Source organism: Amycolatopsis sp. NPDC051106 (assembly GCF_040682775.1).
GTDB lineage: Bacteria > Actinomycetota > Actinomycetes > Mycobacteriales > Pseudonocardiaceae > Amycolatopsis.
The window spans coordinates 43,356-59,768 of sequence record NZ_JBFBBQ010000034.1 but is presented as its reverse complement, the minus strand read 5'-3'; the positions used below and the strand labels follow the sequence as shown (position 1 = coordinate 59,768).

Here is a 16,413-nt window from a genome sequence, read left to right as displayed (position 1 = left end):
CAGCCGTCAGCAGGTCACGAGCAGACCGGTGTAGGCCGTGCACTTCTTCGATGCCGTGTCGTTCGCCGCGACCGGGTCGGCCGGGGTGCTGGCCGCCCGCTGGGCCGTCGCCGTGAATGCGCCCCATGCGAAGACGCCGCCCTCCGACGTGAACTTCGCCGTGGCCGAAGCGCCCGGTGCCAGGGTGCCGATCGCGCAGTTCACGTTCGCGCCCGAGCGGGTGCAGCCGGTCGCCGACGTGACCGAGCGGCCCGAGCCGGCGTTGGCCGTCACCCGGACGCCGGTCGCGGTGGCCGGGCCGCTGTTCGACACCGTGATCACGTAGTCGACCCGGGCGACCAGGCCGACGCGCGGAGTAGCGGTCAGGGCGACCTTGACGTCGGCCTTCGCGGCCGGGGTGATCGTGATGGCAGGGCCGTCTTCGACGCCGAACGCGTAGTTGTCGCCGGCGAACTGGTGCTGCAGCGTGAACTGGCCGCCGGTGACGCCTTCCTTTACGCGGAGGGTGAGCGTCACGGTGCGGCTCTCGCCAGCGCCGAGGTCGCCGACGCCGCCGCGGTAGCTGCTGAGGTACTGGTCGCAGCCGATCGTGCCGGCGCAGGAGACCAGGTCCACCAGCTCGGTGATCGGCTTCTCCTTGGTGTAGACCGCGGCCTTCGCGCCGGTGACGGTGAAGTCCGTCGGGTTGTACAGCTGCTCGGTGACCGTGAACGTGTCGCCGGCGCGGACCGACGTGTCGCTGACGTCGATCGTGCTGGGGGCGGGCGCCGCGGACGCGACGGCAGGGGCCGCGAAGAGAGCCGCAGCGGTCAGCGCGGCCAGCACGGCGGTTCTTCGACCGGTTCGCTCCATGGTCGTGATCTCCTGATTCCGGACGAGGGGGGTGCCGCTCCGACGGGGTGGGGACGGGTGATCGCAGCAGCTGACGAAGATCAGATCGCCGCACCCCGGCATTCGTTACCGGGTTCGCGAAACCGTGTCTGAACTGGGGTTTCCCGCCGTTGCCCGATCACTGGCCACCCTCGCGAACCGAAATTGTCAGACCCCTGTGGCACGCTCCGCACATGACCGAACACAGCACCCCGGTGGCCACCCCGAGCCGCTTGACCGGCGCCCGGATCGACCCGACGCCGGTCGCCGGCGAACGCCAGGCTCTGACCGAGAGCCTCGACTACTACCGGCGCACCTTCGAACTGAAGTGCTCCGGCCTGGATCCCGGCCGGCTATCCGAACGCTCGGTACCACCCTCGACCCTGACCCTGCACGGCTTGCTACGGCACCTCACCGGCGTCGAACGGTGGTGGTTCCGGATCCAGTTCGCGGGTGAGGACCTCCCGAACCTGTACTACTCCGACGACGACCCGGAGCAGGACTTCACGGCGCTGGACGGTGACGTCGACGAGGCCTTTTCCCTGTGGCACGCCGAGTGTGCGCGTTCCCGGGAGATCGTGACGGCGAGTTCGCTGGAGCAGACGGGAACGCGAATCAGCACCGGCGAACCGTTCACGCTGCGCTGGCTGATGCTCCGCATGATCGGCGAGTACGCGCGCCACATCGGGCAGGCCGACCTGGTTCGCGAGCGGATCGACGGCGCGACCGGCGAATGACGACTCAGGCCTCCGTCGCCGCGCGGCGACGGAACCGGGAGAGGAGGTGTCCTACGAAGGAAACGATGATCCGGCAGGCGTAGGCCAGACCCGGCTGAGGGAACGCAGCCGAGACCGGCCGCATGCGATGCTGGCGCCATGACCGTCGACCCCGATTCCGGACTCCTGTCCCCGGTCCGGGCCGGTACACCGGCCGAAGCTTCGACCGGCGACGAGGCCTGGTTGCGCGCCATGCTCGACGCCGAGGCGGCACTCGCCAGAGCGCAGGCGCGGCTCGGGACGGTACCGGCCTGGGCAGCGGACGCGATCACGGCCGCCGCGAGCAGTGCGCGGATCGACGTCGTCGAGCTGGCGCGTGGCTCACGGGCGACCGCGAACCCTGTCGTCGGGTTGGTCAAGGCGCTGACGTCGGCCGTCGATGCGAGCGCTGCCGAGTACGTTCACCGCGGCTCGACCAGCCAGGACATCCTCGACACGGCGATGATGCTGGTCGCGGACCGGACGCTGCGGCCGCTCGCCGACGACCTCGACGCGACGGCCGAGGCGCTGGCCGAGCTGGCACGCGAGCACCGGGACACGACGATGCCCGGCCGGACGCTGACGGCACACGCGGTGCCGACGACGTTCGGGCTCAAGGCCGCGGGCTGGCGGCAGCTGGTGCTGGACGCGGCCGTCCGGGTCCGGCGCGTGCTGGACGGCGGGCTGCCGGTATCGCTGGGCGGCGCGGCCGGGACGCTGGCGGCGTACCTCGAGTACGCGCGCCTGGCCGACGACGCCCAGGCGGCGAGGCACGCGGGGCAGGCCGGCGCGGGCGAGCAGGAGCGCGCGAGCTGGCAGCAGGGCGCGAGCCGGCAGCTGGGTGCGAGCCGACAGCTGGGTGCGAGCGGGCAGCAGGGCGCGAGCGGGCAGGAGGGCGCCGGCGAGCGGGAGGGCGGGGGCGGGGGCGGGGGCGGGGGCGGGGGCGGGGGCGGGGGCCAGGATCTCGTCGACGCTGCCGCCGTGGCCGGACGCCCCGGCGCTGATCGCGGTGTCGTCGCCGACTACGCGGAACGCCTGACCGCCGCGTTCGCCGAGGAGACCGGGCTGGCCGCGCCGGTGCTGCCGTGGCACTCGCTGCGGACGCCCGTCGTGGACCTCGCGAGCGCGCTCGCGTTCACCGCTGGTGCGCTGGGGAAGCTGGCCGTCGACGTCGCGACGCTCAGCCGGACCGAGCTCGGCGAGGTCGTCGAGCCGGCCGCCGAAGGGCGCGGCGGCTCGACCGCGATGCCGCACAAGCGGAACCCGGTGCTTGCGACGCTGATCCGTTCGGCCGCGCTGCAGGTGCCGGTGCTGGCCGCGGGCGTCACTCAGTCGATGCTGACCGAGGACGAACGCTCGGCCGGGGTCTGGCACGCCGAGTGGCAGCTGATCCGCGAGTGCCTCCGGCTGACCGGCGGCGCCGCGCACACGGCCGCCGAGCTGGCGCGCGGGCTCACCGCGCAGCCTGGGCGGATGCGGGCGAACGTGGCGTCGACGCACGGGCTGATCGTGTCCGAGCGGCTCTCCGCCGTGCTCGCGCCGCTGCTCGGCAAGGCGAAGGCCAAGGAGCTGCTCGGTGAGGCGTCGCGGCGGGCGGTGGGGGAAGACCGGCCGTTGCGGGAGGTGCTGGACGAGCTGCCCGCGATCACCGAGGTCCTCACCCCGGCGGCGCTGGACGCTCTCCTCGACCCGTCCGCGTACGCCGGCGCGGCGGCGACGCTGGTCGACCGGGCCCTCGGCGAGCCACGGCCGGGCGGCGCTTCGGAATAACCGTCAGAGGGTGGTCCGGCGGGCTGCTGCAGGACGGCCGGGCAGCGCGGACACCCGACGTCAGCCGGCACCGGTTGGCGGCAGTCGGCCGATGTGTGCGGGCCCGGTGTGCGTCCGGCCGGCCCAGCCTTGCAGCAGCCGACGTGCGGCATCCCCAGCCCTGCGGCGGCGATAGGAAGGGCTTGCAGTCCGCGGCGACCAGCGGCAGCCCACCCACCGGGCCACCTGGCACCGAAGCAGCCACCTCGGCCACCCCGGCCACCGCACCCTTCTGACCAGGCGTGAGCACCCGCGGAAAATTCTTTGAACCGCCTTCGCCAAGTGTCCGTGTAGTGGGTATCAGGCAGCCGCACCGAGCGGCGGGAAACCCAACGGACACAAGGAGAACTTCCATGCTTCGCACGCGCATCGCCGTCTCCGTCGCCGCTGCGGCAGCCGGGCTGGCAGTGCTCACCGCTTGCTCGGGCGCCGAAACAGCTCAGCCGGTCATCGCCCCCGCGGCGGCAGGCGGCACTGGTGGCGGCCAGATCGCCAACGGGCAGGTCGGCAACGCCGCCCCCGCGTCGAACGAGTCGAAACTGGTCGTCGCGGACGTCGCCAGTGTCGGTCAGGTGCTCACCGACCAGAACGGCATGACCCTCTACCGCTTCGACAAGGACACGGCCAAGCCGCCGAAGTCCAATTGCGACGGTGACTGCGCCAAGGCCTGGCCGCCGATGCTGGCCACCGGGGACGTGCAGGTCCAGGGCGTCGACAAGAACCTCGTCGGGAAGGTGACGCGCTCCGACGGCACCGAGCAGATCACCGTCGGCGGGTGGGCGCTCTACCGCTACGCCAAGGACGCCAAGGCGGGCGACGCGACCGGCCAGGGTGTCGGTGGCGCCTGGTACGCCGCCAACGCCAAGGGCGGCAAGGCCGGGCAGGCCGCGAGTGAAGCCGGCGCCGTCAAGCTGAGCGCCAGCAACATCGACGGTCTCGGTGCGGCGGTCGTCGACCAGAACGGCATGACCCTCTACCTGTTCCAGAAGGACACCAAGAAGGCCAAGACGTCCGCCTGCAACGGCGACTGCGCCAAGACCTGGCCGCCGGTCCTCTCGAACGGCAAGGTCGAGCTGCAGGGCATCGACTCGAAGCTCCTCGGCAGCATCAAGCGTTCCGACGGCACCGAGCAGGTCACCATCGGCGGCTGGCCGGTCTACACCTTCTCGAAGGACACGAAGCCCGGTGACGCGAACGGCAACGGCGTGAACGGCACGTGGTTCGTCATCGAGCCCGCCGGGTGCAAGATCGGCACCGGCCCCAGCGCCACCGCCAACCAGGCTCCGGCCCCGGCTGACAGTGGCGCCGGGAGCAGCAACTCCGGCGCGGGTGGCACCACCTACTGAGCCACCCAGTACTTCTTAGTGGGCGAGGCCCGGCGGACGCTCTTCACGAGCGACCTCCGGGCCTCGCTCGTCGTGGTGGCGACGCAGGAACGAACGGCGGCGCGGCTCCTCGGCGGGCAGCGTTTCCGTGCGGTCGGTGTCCGCGACGCGGTCGGTGCGCTGCTCGACGACCGTCGGCTCGTCGGCCACCTCGTCCTCGGGGACGTGGATGGTGCGGCGGGCGGGCAGGACGGCGATCAGCAGGCCGAGCGCGGCGACGCCGAGGTGCAGCCAGGTGTCGGCGCGGCCCATGTCCAGCGGGTTGCCGGCGTTGGCGAACGGGTTGGTCGAAATGAGGCCGTCGATCATCAGGCCCCAGACGAACAGGGCGCCGTAGAAGATGAAGAGCAGCCAGCCGAACGTCCGGGCGCGGCCGGAGCCGAACGCCAGCAGCAGGCCGACGACGCCGGTCACGACGCGGACCAGGCTCATGAGCGGGTTGCCGGAGAACCGCCACAACCCCGCGTCGTGGTGGCCGGCGAAGTTCCCGACGCCGGTCCTGGTGAACCCGATGATGCCGACGACGAGGAACGCGATCCCGGCCAACCCGGCCAGCACCTGCGCCGGCTGCAGGCCGCGAACCCGGATGCGTGCGCCTTTCGCGTGAGTCATGACTCCAGTCCTTCCCAGAGTGTGGTGACGATCGTCACCGCACACAGGTACCCCGCGAACACAGTGCGCGAAACGACGGCGCTTGCCCGCAGGCCCTCGGTGCGTTCCCGGATCCGGGCCGAGCCGAGAGCTATCCCACAAAGTCACCCGATCCGGGGAACGCCGGGCCGCGTTTCCGGCAATCCGGATCATGCGCAAGCTGAGCGGCATCTTCCTGGTGGGGCTGTGTGTGGGAGCCATCGGCGCGGTGACTGTCACGATCAGTCACGGCACTGTGGCACCGCCGAAGGCGATCGCCGTCACAGAAGTGGTGACAACGATGTCGGAATCGTCCGCCGCGCCGAGTACGACGCCCACTCCGACCCCGTCGCCCAAGCTGTCGCCCCAGCCCGAGTCCAAGGTGGACGCCAAGGTGGCCGCCGCCGAGCTGGACCGGCTGGTGCCCGGGGGCAACGTCAGCGTCGTCGTGTTCGACCGGCAGGCCGGTTCGACGACCGTCTCGGCGCACGCGGATCGCGCGTACACGTCGGCATCGCTCGTGAAGCTGCTGATCGCCTTGGCCGTGCTCGAGCAGGGTGGTCCCGTGGCGCAGGTGCAGCGGATGCTGTCGCGCAGCGACGACGACCTCGCGAGCCGGTTCTGGTCGGCTTACGGCGGGCCGGCGATCGTGACGGGCTGGGCCAAGAAGCTCGGCCTCACCGGCACGCGCGCGCCCGCGGATCCGGGACGCTGGGGCGACACGCGGATCACGGCGAAGGACGTGGTGCGGATCTACCAGTACGTGGTGGCGCACGCGCCCGGCGCGATCGTCGCCGCGCTGCGGGCCGCGACCGAGCGGGGCTCGGACGGGTTCCGCCAGTACTTCGGCATCCCGGACGCCGCCGGCGACCGGCCGTGGGCGGTGAAGCAGGGCTGGTCCTGCTGCGGGCCGACGCGGATGCTGCACACCTCGGGCCTGGTCGGCGAGGACGGCCGGTACATCGTGGCGGTGCTGAGCGAGCACCCCGCTTCGGTCGACTACGCGACCGCCTCGAAGCGGGTGACGGCGGTGGTCTCGGCGCTGCTCGGCTGAGCGGCCCCGGGCAGCGAGGCCGATGGGCGCGGCTCGACCGCGCCGGATCCGCCAGGAAACCGCCGCCAGGCGGTGGAAACGAAGTGCGGCTGACTGCTGCGCCTACTGGTCCATGTCCGCCACCGCGCCGTGTGCGCCCGAGCGGGGCAGCGGCCACGGCAGCACTCCGCCGGTGGTCTCGACCTGTCGGCCGGCGGGGGCCGGGGCCAACGTGTGGGCTCCGATCCACGACAGCACGTCCGGGATCTGCGACTTGAACGTGTTCATGTTGTGCCCCGCGTCCGGGATGCGCCACGACGAGAACTGCAGCGGGGGCCGCGCCGCCGCTCGGATCTGGTCGATCGCGAAACTCTCGTAGCTCTCCTTCTCGCCCGCGATCGCCAGGATCTCCACCGGCGACGGGTGCAGCCGCACGTTCACGCGGACGTTGTTCGCGTCGTTGATGTCCTGGCGGCCGTGGAACAAGTCCTCGGTCTCCGCGTCGACCTGGGCCTTGTCGTAGCCGCTCACGCTGGCCGCCTGGCCGTACCACTGGGGGTGGCGCGTCACCAGGTTCATCGCGCAGTAGCCGCCGGACGACCAGCCCGCCATCGTCCACGCCCGGCGGTTCGGCGAGACGCCGAGCTTCTGCAGGGCCCAGTCGCGCAGGTCGGCCGTCAGGTACGTGTCGTTCGCCGTTCCGTTGACCTCGTCGACGCATTCCGTGTCGTGGCCGACCTTCGGGACGCCCGTCGGGTCCGGGACGATCACCACCGTCGGAGGCAGCGCCTTGCGAGCGATCGCCGTGTCGAGCTGTTGCGGCATTCCGTAGACCGCGAAGACCTCGGGGCCGGAAGGGTAGTTCGGAATCCATTCGATCGCCGGAAACCGCAGTTCCTTGTACGCCGCGTCGAAGTACTGCGGGGGCAGGTAGACCGTCACGTCGTGGGTCAGCTTGGTGCGCCGGCCCGTCACCTTCATGTGGACGACGGTTCCCTTGCCCTCATGCGCGTGCGCGACCCCCGTGTCGCGCAGCTTCTCGAGGTCCTCGCCGTTCTGCGCCGCCTCCGCGTCGGTGCCCTGGCCGGAGTAGACGCCGGTGCCGAGCAGCGACCCGACCGTCGGGAAGAAGCCGCCGATCATGTTGCCCGCCATGCCGGTCGTGACCACCAGGAGCACGACCGCGAGCAGCACCGTGGCGCTGCGCCACAACCGCTTGCGCTTCCAGCGGTCCCAGAACCACGGGACCGCGATGATCGCGAGCAGCGTCAGCACGACCACCACGATCATGTTGACCGGCGAATCCAGCCGGATGCTGCTCACGTTCATGGTTCGGTCCTTCCGGGCGGGCAGAAATGCGCGCCCGGATCGGTCGGGAGTCGCGTATATATCACGTTTGAGCAGGCATGCACGTTGCGGCCCTGTGACTTGCGCCATAGGGCCGCAACGAACGGCGAACTCAGCGTTTTCTCAGTTATTGCTCGGAAGTCACTGCTCCAAAGCCCGCTTCAGCACGGTGACGGCCTGGGTGATCGCGGCCTCGGCGGCGTGGGTCTCGCGAAGCGCGTTGACCATCACGAAGTCGTGGATGATCCCCTGGTACCGCACGGCCGTGACGGGCACGCCGGCCTGACGCAGCTTGGCCGCGTACGCCTCGCCTTCGTCGCGGAGCACGTCCGCCTCGCCGGTGATGACCAGCGCCGGCGGCAGCCCGGCCAGCTCGTCGAGTGACGCGCGCAGCGGGGACGCGGTGATCTCCGCGCGCTGCGCGGGGTCCGTCGTGTACTGGTCCCAGAACCACTTCATGCCTTCGCGGCCGAGGAAGTAGCCCTCGGCGAACTTCTCGTACGACTCGGTGTCGAAGTTCGCGTCGGTCACCGGGTAGAAGAGCACCTGCTGGCGGAAGGTGACGTCGCCGCGCTGCTTCGCGAGCAGGGTCAGGGCCGCCGTCATGTTCCCGCCGACGGAGTCGCCGGCGATCGCGATGCGCGAAGTGTCCAGACCCTTCGAAGCGCCGTGCTCGGCGACCCACTTCGCCACGGCGTAGCTCTGCTCGATGGCGACCGGGTAGCGCGCCTCCGGCGAGCGGTCGTACTCGGGGAACACGACGGCCGCGCCGGCCCCGGCGGCCAGTTCGCGCACCAGGCGCTGGTGGGTGTGGAAGTCGCCGAACACCCAGCCGGCGCCGTGGATGTAGACGATCACCGGCAGCGGCCCGTCGACGCCGGCCGGGCGCACGATCCGCGTCTCGACCTCACCGGTCGGGCCGCCGGGAACCTTCAGCACCTCGATGTCGGCGTCGGCCATGGCGACGTCGCCATCCTGGACGCCGTCGACGGCCTTGCGCCCCTCTTCCGGCGGCAACTGGAACAGGTACGGCGGCTGGTCGGTGGCCTCGGCGAACGCCTGCGCGGCGGGTTCCAGGGCGAGGTTGTGCGGGTTGGCGGTCATGTCGTCCTCCTCGGGGGCGGTCCTGATGTCACTAACGTAGGCCTCAACTGAGTTGTGCACAACTAATTTGAACCCAATGAGATGCAGGGCACTTAAGTTGCCGCGCAGCACGAAGCCGGGGATCATGGAGAGTTACGAGAGAGGAGGACGCCATGGCATCGCTGCGGCTGGACGACCAGCTCTGCTTCGGGCTGTACTCGGCGTCGCGCGCGGTGACGTCGCTGTACCGGGTGGTCCTGGACGACCTCGACCTGACCTATCCCCAGTACCTGGTCATGCTGGCGCTCTGGGAAAAGGACCATCGCCTGGTGAAGGAGCTCGGCGCCGAGCTGAACCTCGATTCGGGCACGCTTTCGCCGCTGCTCAAGCGGCTGCAGACCGCCGGCCTGGTGGTCCGGAACCGGCAGTCCGACGACGAGCGGTCGGTCCGCGTGAGCCTGAGCGAGACCGGGCAGGCGCTGCGCGAGAAGGCGCGAGGCATCCCCGACGTGATCGGCGCGGCGATGAGCCTGGACGAAGCCGGGGTCGCCCGGATGCGTGCCGAGCTGGACCGCCTGACCGAGTCGGTGAACGCCTACCGGGACGCACTGGCACCGGCGTGATCGACCGGCTACGAAGCTTCGCGTAGCCCTTCCAGCACGTCGAGGACCGCGCTCTTGCCGAGGTCGACGGCCTTGCGCAGCACCTCGGGGTCGCGTTCCAGCACCGCCACGTCCGGTGAGCCGGCCGGTGGGCGGATGCTCAGGATCCGCGGGTCGGACGCCAGGATTTCCTCGTCTTCGACGTCACGCCGGAAGGTGTCGCGCCACGCCGGAATCGTGCCCGGGGCCTGGCGGCGCAGGAAGCGCGGCACCACGACGTCGTACGCCCGCGGCGGCGGCAGCGGCAGTTCGTCCGCGCGGCGGGTGCGCAGCACGAGGACGTCGGTCGCGTCCTGCGCCAGGGCCGTGCGGAAAGGGATCGGCTCGGCGACGCCCGCGTCGACGAACCGGCGGCCGGCCATCGGGATCGGCGGACCGGCCAGCACCGGCATGCAGGACGAGGCCGCGAGCGCGAGCTTGATCGCGTCGACGTCGGCGAGGAAGGGGTGGAGGTCGGTCGACTCCCCCGTGTCGGCGTCGGTGGCCAGCGGGTGGAACGTCACCGGGTTGGCCAGGATCGCCGGGAAGTCCATCGGCTCCAGCACCGAATAGACCTGGTGGACGAGGTATTCGAGGTCGATCACCGCGCGGCCGCGCAGGGTGTGCAGCGGGTTGATGATCCGGCGCATGACGACCGGGTTCCACCAGGTCCGCACGCCCGTCGACGAGCACCCGCTGAGCAGCCAGGCGGCGTTCAGCGCGCCGGCCGACGAGCCGTAGACGGCGTCGAACACGGGGACCGCGCCCAGTTCGTCCAGGGCGAGGGCCATACCGCTCGAATACGTGCCGCGGCTGCTGCCGCCTTCGACGGCGAGGGCGAGACGGCGGCCGTCGGTGCGTTCTCCCGGGACGCTGCCCGTCGCCATCCGTTCGGAGATCAGTTCGAGTACCGGGTGCACTCTCTCCATCCTGGTCTTTTCCGGGGTGAAGTCGACCCGATTTATCCCCCTCAGGGGGTGACGTGATGCGCGCCTCGTTGCACTGCAACTCGTTGCATAGCAGGCTCCCAGAATGGCACTGGAGCACGCGATCCTCGTCTCGCTGTCCGAGCGCGCCGGCTCGGGCTACGAGCTCACGCGCCGGTTCGAGAAGTCGATCGGGCTGTTCTGGAGCGCCACCCACCAGCAGATCTACCGCGTGCTGAAGCGGATGGAAGAGGCCGGCTGGGTCGCTGTCGACGTCGTCGCGCAGTCGGGCCGGCCGGACAAGAAGGTCTACACGGTCAGCGACGGCGGACGCGCCGAGCTCGTCCGCTGGCTCGCCGAGCCCGATCCCGGCGCCGGCCCGGTCGAGCTGGCCGTCAAGATCCGCGGCGCGTCCTTCGGTGACCCGGCGAAGGTCGCCGAAGAGATCGTCCGGCACCGGGTAGCGCACGCCGAACGCCTGGACGTCTACCGCCAGATCGAGAAGCGCGACTTCCCCGCGCCCGCCGCCCTCGAAGGCCGGCACCTGCACCAGTACCTGGTCCTGCGCGGCGGCATCCGCGTCGAAGAGGGCCAGGTCGAGTGGTTCGACGAAGTGCTCGCCGCCCTCCACCACGAGAAGGACTCCTGATGAGCCCGTACCCGAACCTGCTGTCGCCCCTGGACCTCGGCTTCACGACGCTGCGCAACCGCGTGGTGATGGGGTCCATGCACATCGGCCTCGAAGACAAGGCCGCCCACTTCCCCGAGCTGGCCGAGTACTACGCGGAACGCGCCCGCGGCGGCGTCGGGCTGATCGTCACCGGCGGGTTCGCGCCGAACCGCACCGGCTGGCTGCTGCCGCTGGCCTCCAAGCTGACGACGTCCGCCGAGGCGCGGCAGCACCGGCAGCTCACCGCGCCCGTCCACGAGGCCGGCGGCAAGATCGCGCTGCAGGTCCTGCACGCGGGCCGGTACGCCTACCACCCGCTGAGCGTGTCGGCGTCGAGCATCAAGGCGCCGATCAACCCGTTCCGGCCGCGCGCCCTCACCAACCACGGAGTGCGCAAGCAGATCGACGCCTTCGCCGACTGCGCCGCTCTCGCGCGTGAAGCGGGCTACGACGGCGTCGAGATCATGGGGTCCGAGGGCTACCTGATCAACCAGTTCCTGGCCGAGCGCACCAACAAGCGCACGGACGCCTGGGGCGGCACGCCGGAGAAGCGGCGCCGGTTCGCTGTCGAGATCGTCAAGCGCACGAGGGAAAAGGTCGGCGACGACTTCCTCATCATCTACCGGCTTTCGATGCTGGACCTCGTCCCGGGCGGCCAGCGCTGGGAGGACGTCGTCGCGCTCGCGAAGGACGTCGAAGCCGCCGGCGCGACGATCATCAACACCGGCATCGGCTGGCACGAGGCCCGCGTGCCGACGATCGTGACGTCGGTGCCGCGCGCCGCGTTCACCTGGGTCACCGGGAAGCTCAAGCCGCACGTCGGGATCCCGGTCGTCACGTCGAACCGGATCACCATGCCGCAGGTCGCCGAGGAAGCCTTGAGCAGCGGCGACGCCGATCTCGTGTCTATGGCGCGGCCGTTCCTCGCCGACCCCGAGTGGATCCGCAAGGCCGAGACCGGCCGCGAGGACGAGATCAACACGTGCATCGCCTGCAACCAGGCCTGCCTCGACCACGCCTTCAAGCGCAAGCTCGTGTCCTGCATGGTGAACCCGCGCGCCGGCCACGAAACGACGTTGACGCTGGCACCCACCCGCCGCTCGAAGCGCGTCGCCGTCGTCGGCGCCGGGCCCGCCGGGCTGTCGGCCGCGACCGCGCTGGCCGAACGCGGGCACAGCGTCGAACTGTTCGAGGCCGACGACGAAATCGGCGGCCAGTTCGGCATCGCACGGAAGATTCCCGGCAAGGAGGAGTTCGCCGAGACGATCCGCTACTACCAGCGGCGCGTCGAGGTGACCGGCGTGAAGCTGCACCTCGGGACGCGCGTCTCCGCGAAGGACCTGACCGGCTTCGACGAGGTCGTGCTGGCCACCGGCGTCGCGCCGCGCGTGCCGTCGCTGCCCGGGATCGACCACCCCAAGGTGCTCTCCTACGTCGACGTCGTGCGGCACGGGAAGCCGGTCGGCGCGCGGGTCGCGGTGATCGGGGCCGGCGGCATCGGCGTCGACGTCAGCGAATTCCTCACCCACACCGGTTCGCCGGCCCTCGACCGCGACGCGTGGATGGCCGAGTGGGGCGTCACCGACCCCGAGCACGCGCCGGGCGGGCTCGCGCAGCCACGGCCCGAGCCGTCGCCGCGGCAGGTGTACCTGCTGCAGCGCAAGAAGTCCGGCATCGGCGCCGGGCTCGGCAAGACGTCCGGCTGGGTGCACCGCGCCGCGCTCAAGGCGAAACGCGTCGAGCAGATCCCCGGCGTCACCTACGAACGGATCGACGACGAGGGCCTGCACATCACCGTCAATGGCACCCCGCGGCTGCTCGAAGTCGACACGATCGTCGTCTGCGCCGGTCAGGAGCCCGTGCGCGACCTCGCCGACGAACTGCGCGCCGCCGACGTCCCGGTGCACCTCATCGGGGGTGCCGACGTCGCCGCCGAACTCGACGCGAAACGCGCGATCGACCAGGGAACGAGGCTCGCCGCGGCGCTGTAGCCCGATAAGCGTCCAGCACTGGCAGGATGGGCCCCGTGCGAGACGTATGCGTGATCGGGCTCGGGCTGATTGGCGGGTCGCTCTTGCGCGCGGCCGCCGCGAGTGGCCGCACGGCGTTCGGCGCCGCGGTCTCCGAAGTGGACGCCGACGCGGCCAGCAGAGCGGGTTACGACGTCACGACCGACGTCGAAGCCGCCTTGCACCGGGCCGCCGCCGACGACGCGATGGTCGTGCTCGCGGTGCCGCTGCCGGCCGTCGAGGACCTGCTGCGCCTGGTCTCCCAGCACGCGTCGCACTGCCTGCTCACCGACGTGACCAGCGTGAAAGCGCCGGTCCTGGACGCCGTCCGCCGGCGCGTGCCGTACACGCGGTACGTCGGCGGGCACCCGATGGCCGGGACGTCGAACTCGGGCTGGCTGGCCGGGGACGCCGCGCTGTTCCAGGGCGCGGCCTGGGTCGTCGCCGTCGAAGACGACACCGATCTCGACGCGTGGGCGGAGATCGCGGGGTTCGTGCTGGACGTCGGGGCGCACGTCGTGCCGCTGCCCGCCGAGTCGCACGACGAAGCCGTCGCCCGGATCTCGCACCTGCCGCACCTGTTCGCGGCGATCCTCGCCACGATCGGCGCCGAGGGCGGACCGCTGGCCATGTCGCTGGCCGCCGGGTCCTACCGCGACGGGACGCGCGTCGCGGGGTCGAACCCGCAGCTCGTGCGCGCCATGACCGAAGGCAACCGGGACGCGCTGCTGCCGATCGTCGACGAAGCCCTCGGCCGGCTCGGCGCCGCGCGCGGTTCGCTCGCGTCGACCGGCGGGCTGGCGGCCACGATCAACGCGGGGTACGAAGGCGCGCAGGCGCTGACCGCCAGCCTGGACGTCGAACGCGCGGGTGTCCGGATCAGCCTGTCGGCCCCGGACGCGCGCCAAGGACTCGTCGCGCTCGGTGAACGCGGCGGCCGGATCACCGGCCTCGCGGACGGGATCGCGACCGGCGAGGTCCAGTAACTACTGGGCCGGGGGCGTGTCCGGCTTGTCGTCGAACTTGTCGAGGAAGCTCTTCGCCTTCTCGATGCCGCTGTCGATCTGCTCGTCGTGACCGGTGAACTTCGACTTCGCGAAGTCACCCGCCTTGTCGAGGCCGTCCTCGATCTTGTCGCCGTGCTCCCGCAGGGCCTCTTCGGCCTTGCCCTTCAACGCATCGAAGTCGATTCCCATGGGGCAATTGAACAGCACGGACGTCAGGTGCGCCGGTGGTAGGGCAGGAACCGCCGGACGAGCCGCAGCGGCGTGCGTTCCACCAGGTCGGGGCCGCGGACGGCGTCGAACGCCGACTCCAGCTGGTCGACCACCCCGGCCAGCTGGGCGCTGTCCGGCAGCGGCACCGACCGCGGTTCGCGCTGCTCGCGGATCGCCGACGCCAGTTCGTCCAGCGCGGTGGTCAGCAGCTCGACGTCACCCGGGTCGGGCGGCGCCACGCCCCGGCCGATCGTCACGCCGACCTCGGTGACGGCGTCCGCGACGCGTTCCTGCGCGGCGATGACCGGCCACCACGCCACCGCCTGCCTGCCGTTCGCCGACGGCTCGACGACGACCTGCTGGAACGCCGTCCGCAGGTCGGCGAGCGCCCGGTACGCGCCGCGGCGGGCCCGCGACCGCGCGAGCCGCGCGTCCCCGGACGACGCTTCCACCAGCGCGCACGAGACGTACTTCGCGACGGCGTCCAGCCCGTCGGCCAGCCGGCCGCCGACCTGCGGGCGGCGGCTGCCCGGCCACAGCAGGTAGCCGAAGACGAGGACGATCACGCACCCCAGCACGGTGTCCACCAGGCGCGCCACCACGACGTCCCAGCTGCCGGTGTTCGCCAGGTCCATCTGCAGGATGATCAACGGCGTCACGAACGCGCTGAGGATGCCGTAGTTGCGCACCTTCCCGACCGCGACGCCGCCGGCGAAGATCGCGATCAGGGCGACCAGCAGCCAGCCGTGCCCGCCGACGCCGAGCACGATCGCCCCCACCCCGACGCCGACGACCGTGCCGATCCCGCGCAGCACCGCGCGGCCGAAGACCGAGCCGAAGTCGGGCTTGAGCACGATCCCGACGGTCAGGGTGATCCAGTAGGACCGCTCGAACGGCACGAGCAGCCCGACGACCTCGGCGATCGCGACGCACAGCGTCAGCCGCAGCGCCGCGATCCACGTCAGCGGACCGGACGCCAGCGAGCCCGCCCACGTCCGGAGGCGCCGGTACCAGGGCGCCGTCTCCCGGCGCTTCCGGTCGTCGCCCTTCCCGATCCGGATCAGGCCCGCGTACAGCGCGGCGAGCAGCGGGTCGCCTTCGTCGGCCGGCATCGGCGGCGGTTCCGGCAGCGGCTGGCTGGCCAGCACCGACGCCGAAAGCGCGACGAAGTGGTCGATGACCTCCTGGGGCGTGCGGCGGCCGGCGTTGACCATCGCCACCGACGCCTCGACCGCGGGCGTCGTCGCCGACAGCAGGTTGAGCAGGTGGCGGTAGGCGGCGTCGCGGCCGGACAGCCACGAGCGCGCGGTGAGCAGCTGGTCGTAGGCGGTGTTCATGGCCGTGGTCAGCCGGTGGCGGGCGACCCGCGAGACGGCTTCGTCGGTCGCCGAGAGCATCGCGGCCAGCTCGACGTAGACGTGCGCGACGGCGGTGCGTTCGGGGCTGGTCGCCCGGAACGTCCAGCTGGCGAGCGCCACCGAGAGGCTCCACGCCGCGCCGAGGCAGAAGAAGCCGAACAGGATCTCGACGCGCACGCCGGTCGCGTGCTGGCCGGTGCCGAGGACGCCGAACACGAACATCTGCAGGCCGGCGACCGAGGCGTTGCTGCCGGCCGCGCTGATCAGCGCGGAAACCGCCGCGACCAGGATCACCGCGGGCACGGACAGCGCGGGCGTGCCGCCGGTGAGCAGCCCGACGAGGTAGCCCGCGGTCGCCGCCAGCGTCGCGCCGCCGAGCCGCCGGGCGCGGTAGCGGTAGGGGCCGGCCGACTCCGACAGCACGGCCGGCAGTGCACCGGTCGAGATCAGCGCGCCGACGGCGATGTCCCCCGCCGCGTAGGCGACCGCGAGCGGCACGGCCAGCGCGAGGACGGCGCGGGCGACCATGTTCCACGGCACCGGGACCGGCTTGCTGCGCAGGAGCTGGGTCAGCCAGTGCGGCGCGGCGATGTCGGGGCGCGGCGTGCTCACGCCCCCATCTTGACCTACGCTGCCGGGAACGCTTAATTATCAGTCTGTCAACAACGTGGGAGGTTCCG

The 16,413-nt window shown here is 71.4% G+C and carries 15 protein-coding genes; 8 read left to right on the top strand and 7 right to left on the bottom strand.

All coding sequences use genetic code 11. The features are described 5' to 3' along the window. Nucleotides 1–6 precede the first annotated feature (6 nt). Nucleotides 7–852: a hypothetical protein gene (locus AB0M83_RS24765; protein WP_364520706.1), complete on the bottom strand. Its 846-nt coding sequence runs from the start codon at nt 850–852 to the stop codon at nt 7–9. Between the two features lie 212 nt (nt 853–1,064). On the opposite strand from AB0M83_RS24765, the gene AB0M83_RS24760 reads away from it, so the two are divergent. The 3 genes from AB0M83_RS24760 to AB0M83_RS24750 all read left to right on the top strand — a co-directional run bounded on the left by AB0M83_RS24760 (nt 1,065) and on the right by AB0M83_RS24750 (nt 4,780). Continuing rightward, on the top strand, nt 1,065–1,607 hold the full coding sequence (locus AB0M83_RS24760) for a DinB family protein (protein ID WP_364520705.1): 543 nt from the start codon (nt 1,065–1,067) through the stop codon (nt 1,605–1,607). Nucleotides 1,608–1,745: 138 nt separating this feature from the next. After that, entirely contained in the window at nt 1,746–3,395 is a 1,650-nt protein-coding gene (locus tag AB0M83_RS24755; protein WP_364520704.1) for a lyase family protein, read from the top strand. A 392-nt stretch (nt 3,396–3,787) separates the two neighbouring features. Then, nucleotides 3,788–4,780 carry an SCO0930 family lipoprotein gene (locus tag AB0M83_RS24750; protein ID WP_364520703.1) on the top strand — a complete coding sequence of 331 codons (993 nt, stop codon included), beginning with the start codon at nt 3,788–3,790 and terminating at the stop codon, nt 4,778–4,780. 15 nt (nt 4,781–4,795) lie between these two features. Here AB0M83_RS24750 and AB0M83_RS24745 read toward each other — a convergent pair whose 3' ends face one another. Then, nucleotides 4,796–5,431 (bottom strand): DUF4383 domain-containing protein, encoded by a 636-nt coding sequence (locus AB0M83_RS24745; RefSeq protein WP_364520702.1) that lies wholly within the window; start codon nt 5,429–5,431, stop codon nt 4,796–4,798. 190 nt (nt 5,432–5,621) lie between these two features. Between AB0M83_RS24745 and AB0M83_RS24740 the strand changes: the two genes are divergently transcribed. Beyond that, on the top strand, nt 5,622–6,503 hold the full coding sequence (locus tag AB0M83_RS24740; RefSeq protein WP_364520701.1) for a hypothetical protein: 882 nt from the start codon (nt 5,622–5,624) through the stop codon (nt 6,501–6,503). A gap of 102 nt (nt 6,504–6,605) precedes the next feature. Here AB0M83_RS24740 and AB0M83_RS24735 read toward each other — a convergent pair whose 3' ends face one another. Together AB0M83_RS24735 and AB0M83_RS24730 are read right to left on the bottom strand one after the other, a co-directional pair. After that, nucleotides 6,606–7,811 carry an alpha/beta hydrolase-fold protein gene (locus tag AB0M83_RS24735; RefSeq protein WP_364520700.1) on the bottom strand — a complete coding sequence of 402 codons (1,206 nt, stop codon included), beginning with the start codon at nt 7,809–7,811 and terminating at the stop codon, nt 6,606–6,608. A gap of 159 nt (nt 7,812–7,970) precedes the next feature. Then, a complete protein-coding gene (locus AB0M83_RS24730; protein WP_364520699.1) occupies nt 7,971–8,933 on the bottom strand; it encodes an alpha/beta hydrolase in 963 nt (320 codons plus the stop codon). Between the two features lie 152 nt (nt 8,934–9,085). Between AB0M83_RS24730 and AB0M83_RS24725 the strand changes: the two genes are divergently transcribed. Then, nucleotides 9,086–9,535 (top strand): MarR family transcriptional regulator, encoded by a 450-nt coding sequence (locus tag AB0M83_RS24725; protein ID WP_364520698.1) that lies wholly within the window; start codon nt 9,086–9,088, stop codon nt 9,533–9,535. An 8-nt stretch (nt 9,536–9,543) separates the two neighbouring features. Here the strand turns inward: AB0M83_RS24725 and AB0M83_RS24720 are convergent, their stop codons facing one another. Further along, a complete protein-coding gene (locus AB0M83_RS24720) occupies nt 9,544–10,482 on the bottom strand; it encodes a patatin family protein (protein WP_364520697.1) in 939 nt (312 codons plus the stop codon). A 103-nt stretch (nt 10,483–10,585) separates the two neighbouring features. On the opposite strand from AB0M83_RS24720, the gene AB0M83_RS24715 reads away from it, so the two are divergent. From AB0M83_RS24715 to AB0M83_RS24705, 3 genes are read left to right on the top strand one after another with little or no spacing between them, the layout of a single operon-like run. Continuing rightward, complete coding sequence (locus AB0M83_RS24715; RefSeq protein WP_364520696.1) at nt 10,586–11,128, top strand: PadR family transcriptional regulator; 543 nt, start codon at nt 10,586–10,588, stop codon at nt 11,126–11,128. Next, nucleotides 11,128–13,140 carry an NADPH-dependent 2,4-dienoyl-CoA reductase gene (locus AB0M83_RS24710; protein ID WP_364520695.1) on the top strand — a complete coding sequence of 671 codons (2,013 nt, stop codon included), beginning with the start codon at nt 11,128–11,130 and terminating at the stop codon, nt 13,138–13,140. The genes AB0M83_RS24715 and AB0M83_RS24710 overlap by 1 nt, the downstream gene beginning before the upstream one ends. A gap of 50 nt (nt 13,141–13,190) precedes the next feature. Beyond that, nucleotides 13,191–14,144: a prephenate dehydrogenase gene (locus AB0M83_RS24705; protein WP_364520728.1), complete on the top strand. Its 954-nt coding sequence runs from the start codon at nt 13,191–13,193 to the stop codon at nt 14,142–14,144. Here the strand turns inward: AB0M83_RS24705 and AB0M83_RS24700 are convergent, their stop codons facing one another. Both AB0M83_RS24700 and AB0M83_RS24695 read right to left on the bottom strand, forming a co-directional pair. After that, nucleotides 14,145–14,354, bottom strand: coding sequence for an antitoxin (locus AB0M83_RS24700; RefSeq protein ID WP_364520694.1), 210 nt, complete (start codon nt 14,352–14,354; stop codon nt 14,145–14,147). Between the two features lie 23 nt (nt 14,355–14,377). Further along, on the bottom strand, nt 14,378–16,345 hold the full coding sequence (locus AB0M83_RS24695) for an FUSC family protein (RefSeq protein ID WP_364520693.1): 1,968 nt from the start codon (nt 16,343–16,345) through the stop codon (nt 14,378–14,380). Between the last annotated feature and the right edge of the window lie 68 nt (nt 16,346–16,413).

Bases quoted from the DNA above. Each gene is read 5' to 3' on its own strand.
- AB0M83_RS24710 (WP_364520695.1), top strand. From the start codon at position 11,128: ATGAGCCCGTACCCGAACCTGCTGTCGCCCCTGGACCTCGGCTTCACG.
- AB0M83_RS24740 (WP_364520701.1), top strand. From the start codon at position 5,622: ATGCGCAAGCTGAGCGGCATCTTCCTGGTGGGGCTGTGTGTGGGAGCC.
- AB0M83_RS24760 (WP_364520705.1), top strand. From the start codon at position 1,065: ATGACCGAACACAGCACCCCGGTGGCCACCCCGAGCCGCTTGACCGGC.
- AB0M83_RS24735 (WP_364520700.1), bottom strand. From the start codon at position 7,811: ATGAACGTGAGCAGCATCCGGCTGGATTCGCCGGTCAACATGATCGTG.
- AB0M83_RS24725 (WP_364520698.1), top strand. From the start codon at position 9,086: ATGGCATCGCTGCGGCTGGACGACCAGCTCTGCTTCGGGCTGTACTCG.
- AB0M83_RS24700 (WP_364520694.1), bottom strand. From the start codon at position 14,354: ATGGGAATCGACTTCGATGCGTTGAAGGGCAAGGCCGAAGAGGCCCTG.
- AB0M83_RS24765 (WP_364520706.1), bottom strand. From the start codon at position 852: ATGGAGCGAACCGGTCGAAGAACCGCCGTGCTGGCCGCGCTGACCGCT.
- AB0M83_RS24720 (WP_364520697.1), bottom strand. From the start codon at position 10,482: ATGGAGAGAGTGCACCCGGTACTCGAACTGATCTCCGAACGGATGGCG.
- AB0M83_RS24715 (WP_364520696.1), top strand. From the start codon at position 10,586: ATGGCACTGGAGCACGCGATCCTCGTCTCGCTGTCCGAGCGCGCCGGC.
- AB0M83_RS24730 (WP_364520699.1), bottom strand. From the start codon at position 8,933: ATGACCGCCAACCCGCACAACCTCGCCCTGGAACCCGCCGCGCAGGCG.
- AB0M83_RS24750 (WP_364520703.1), top strand. From the start codon at position 3,788: ATGCTTCGCACGCGCATCGCCGTCTCCGTCGCCGCTGCGGCAGCCGGG.
- AB0M83_RS24745 (WP_364520702.1), bottom strand. From the start codon at position 5,431: ATGACTCACGCGAAAGGCGCACGCATCCGGGTTCGCGGCCTGCAGCCG.
- AB0M83_RS24755 (WP_364520704.1), top strand. From the start codon at position 1,746: ATGACCGTCGACCCCGATTCCGGACTCCTGTCCCCGGTCCGGGCCGGT.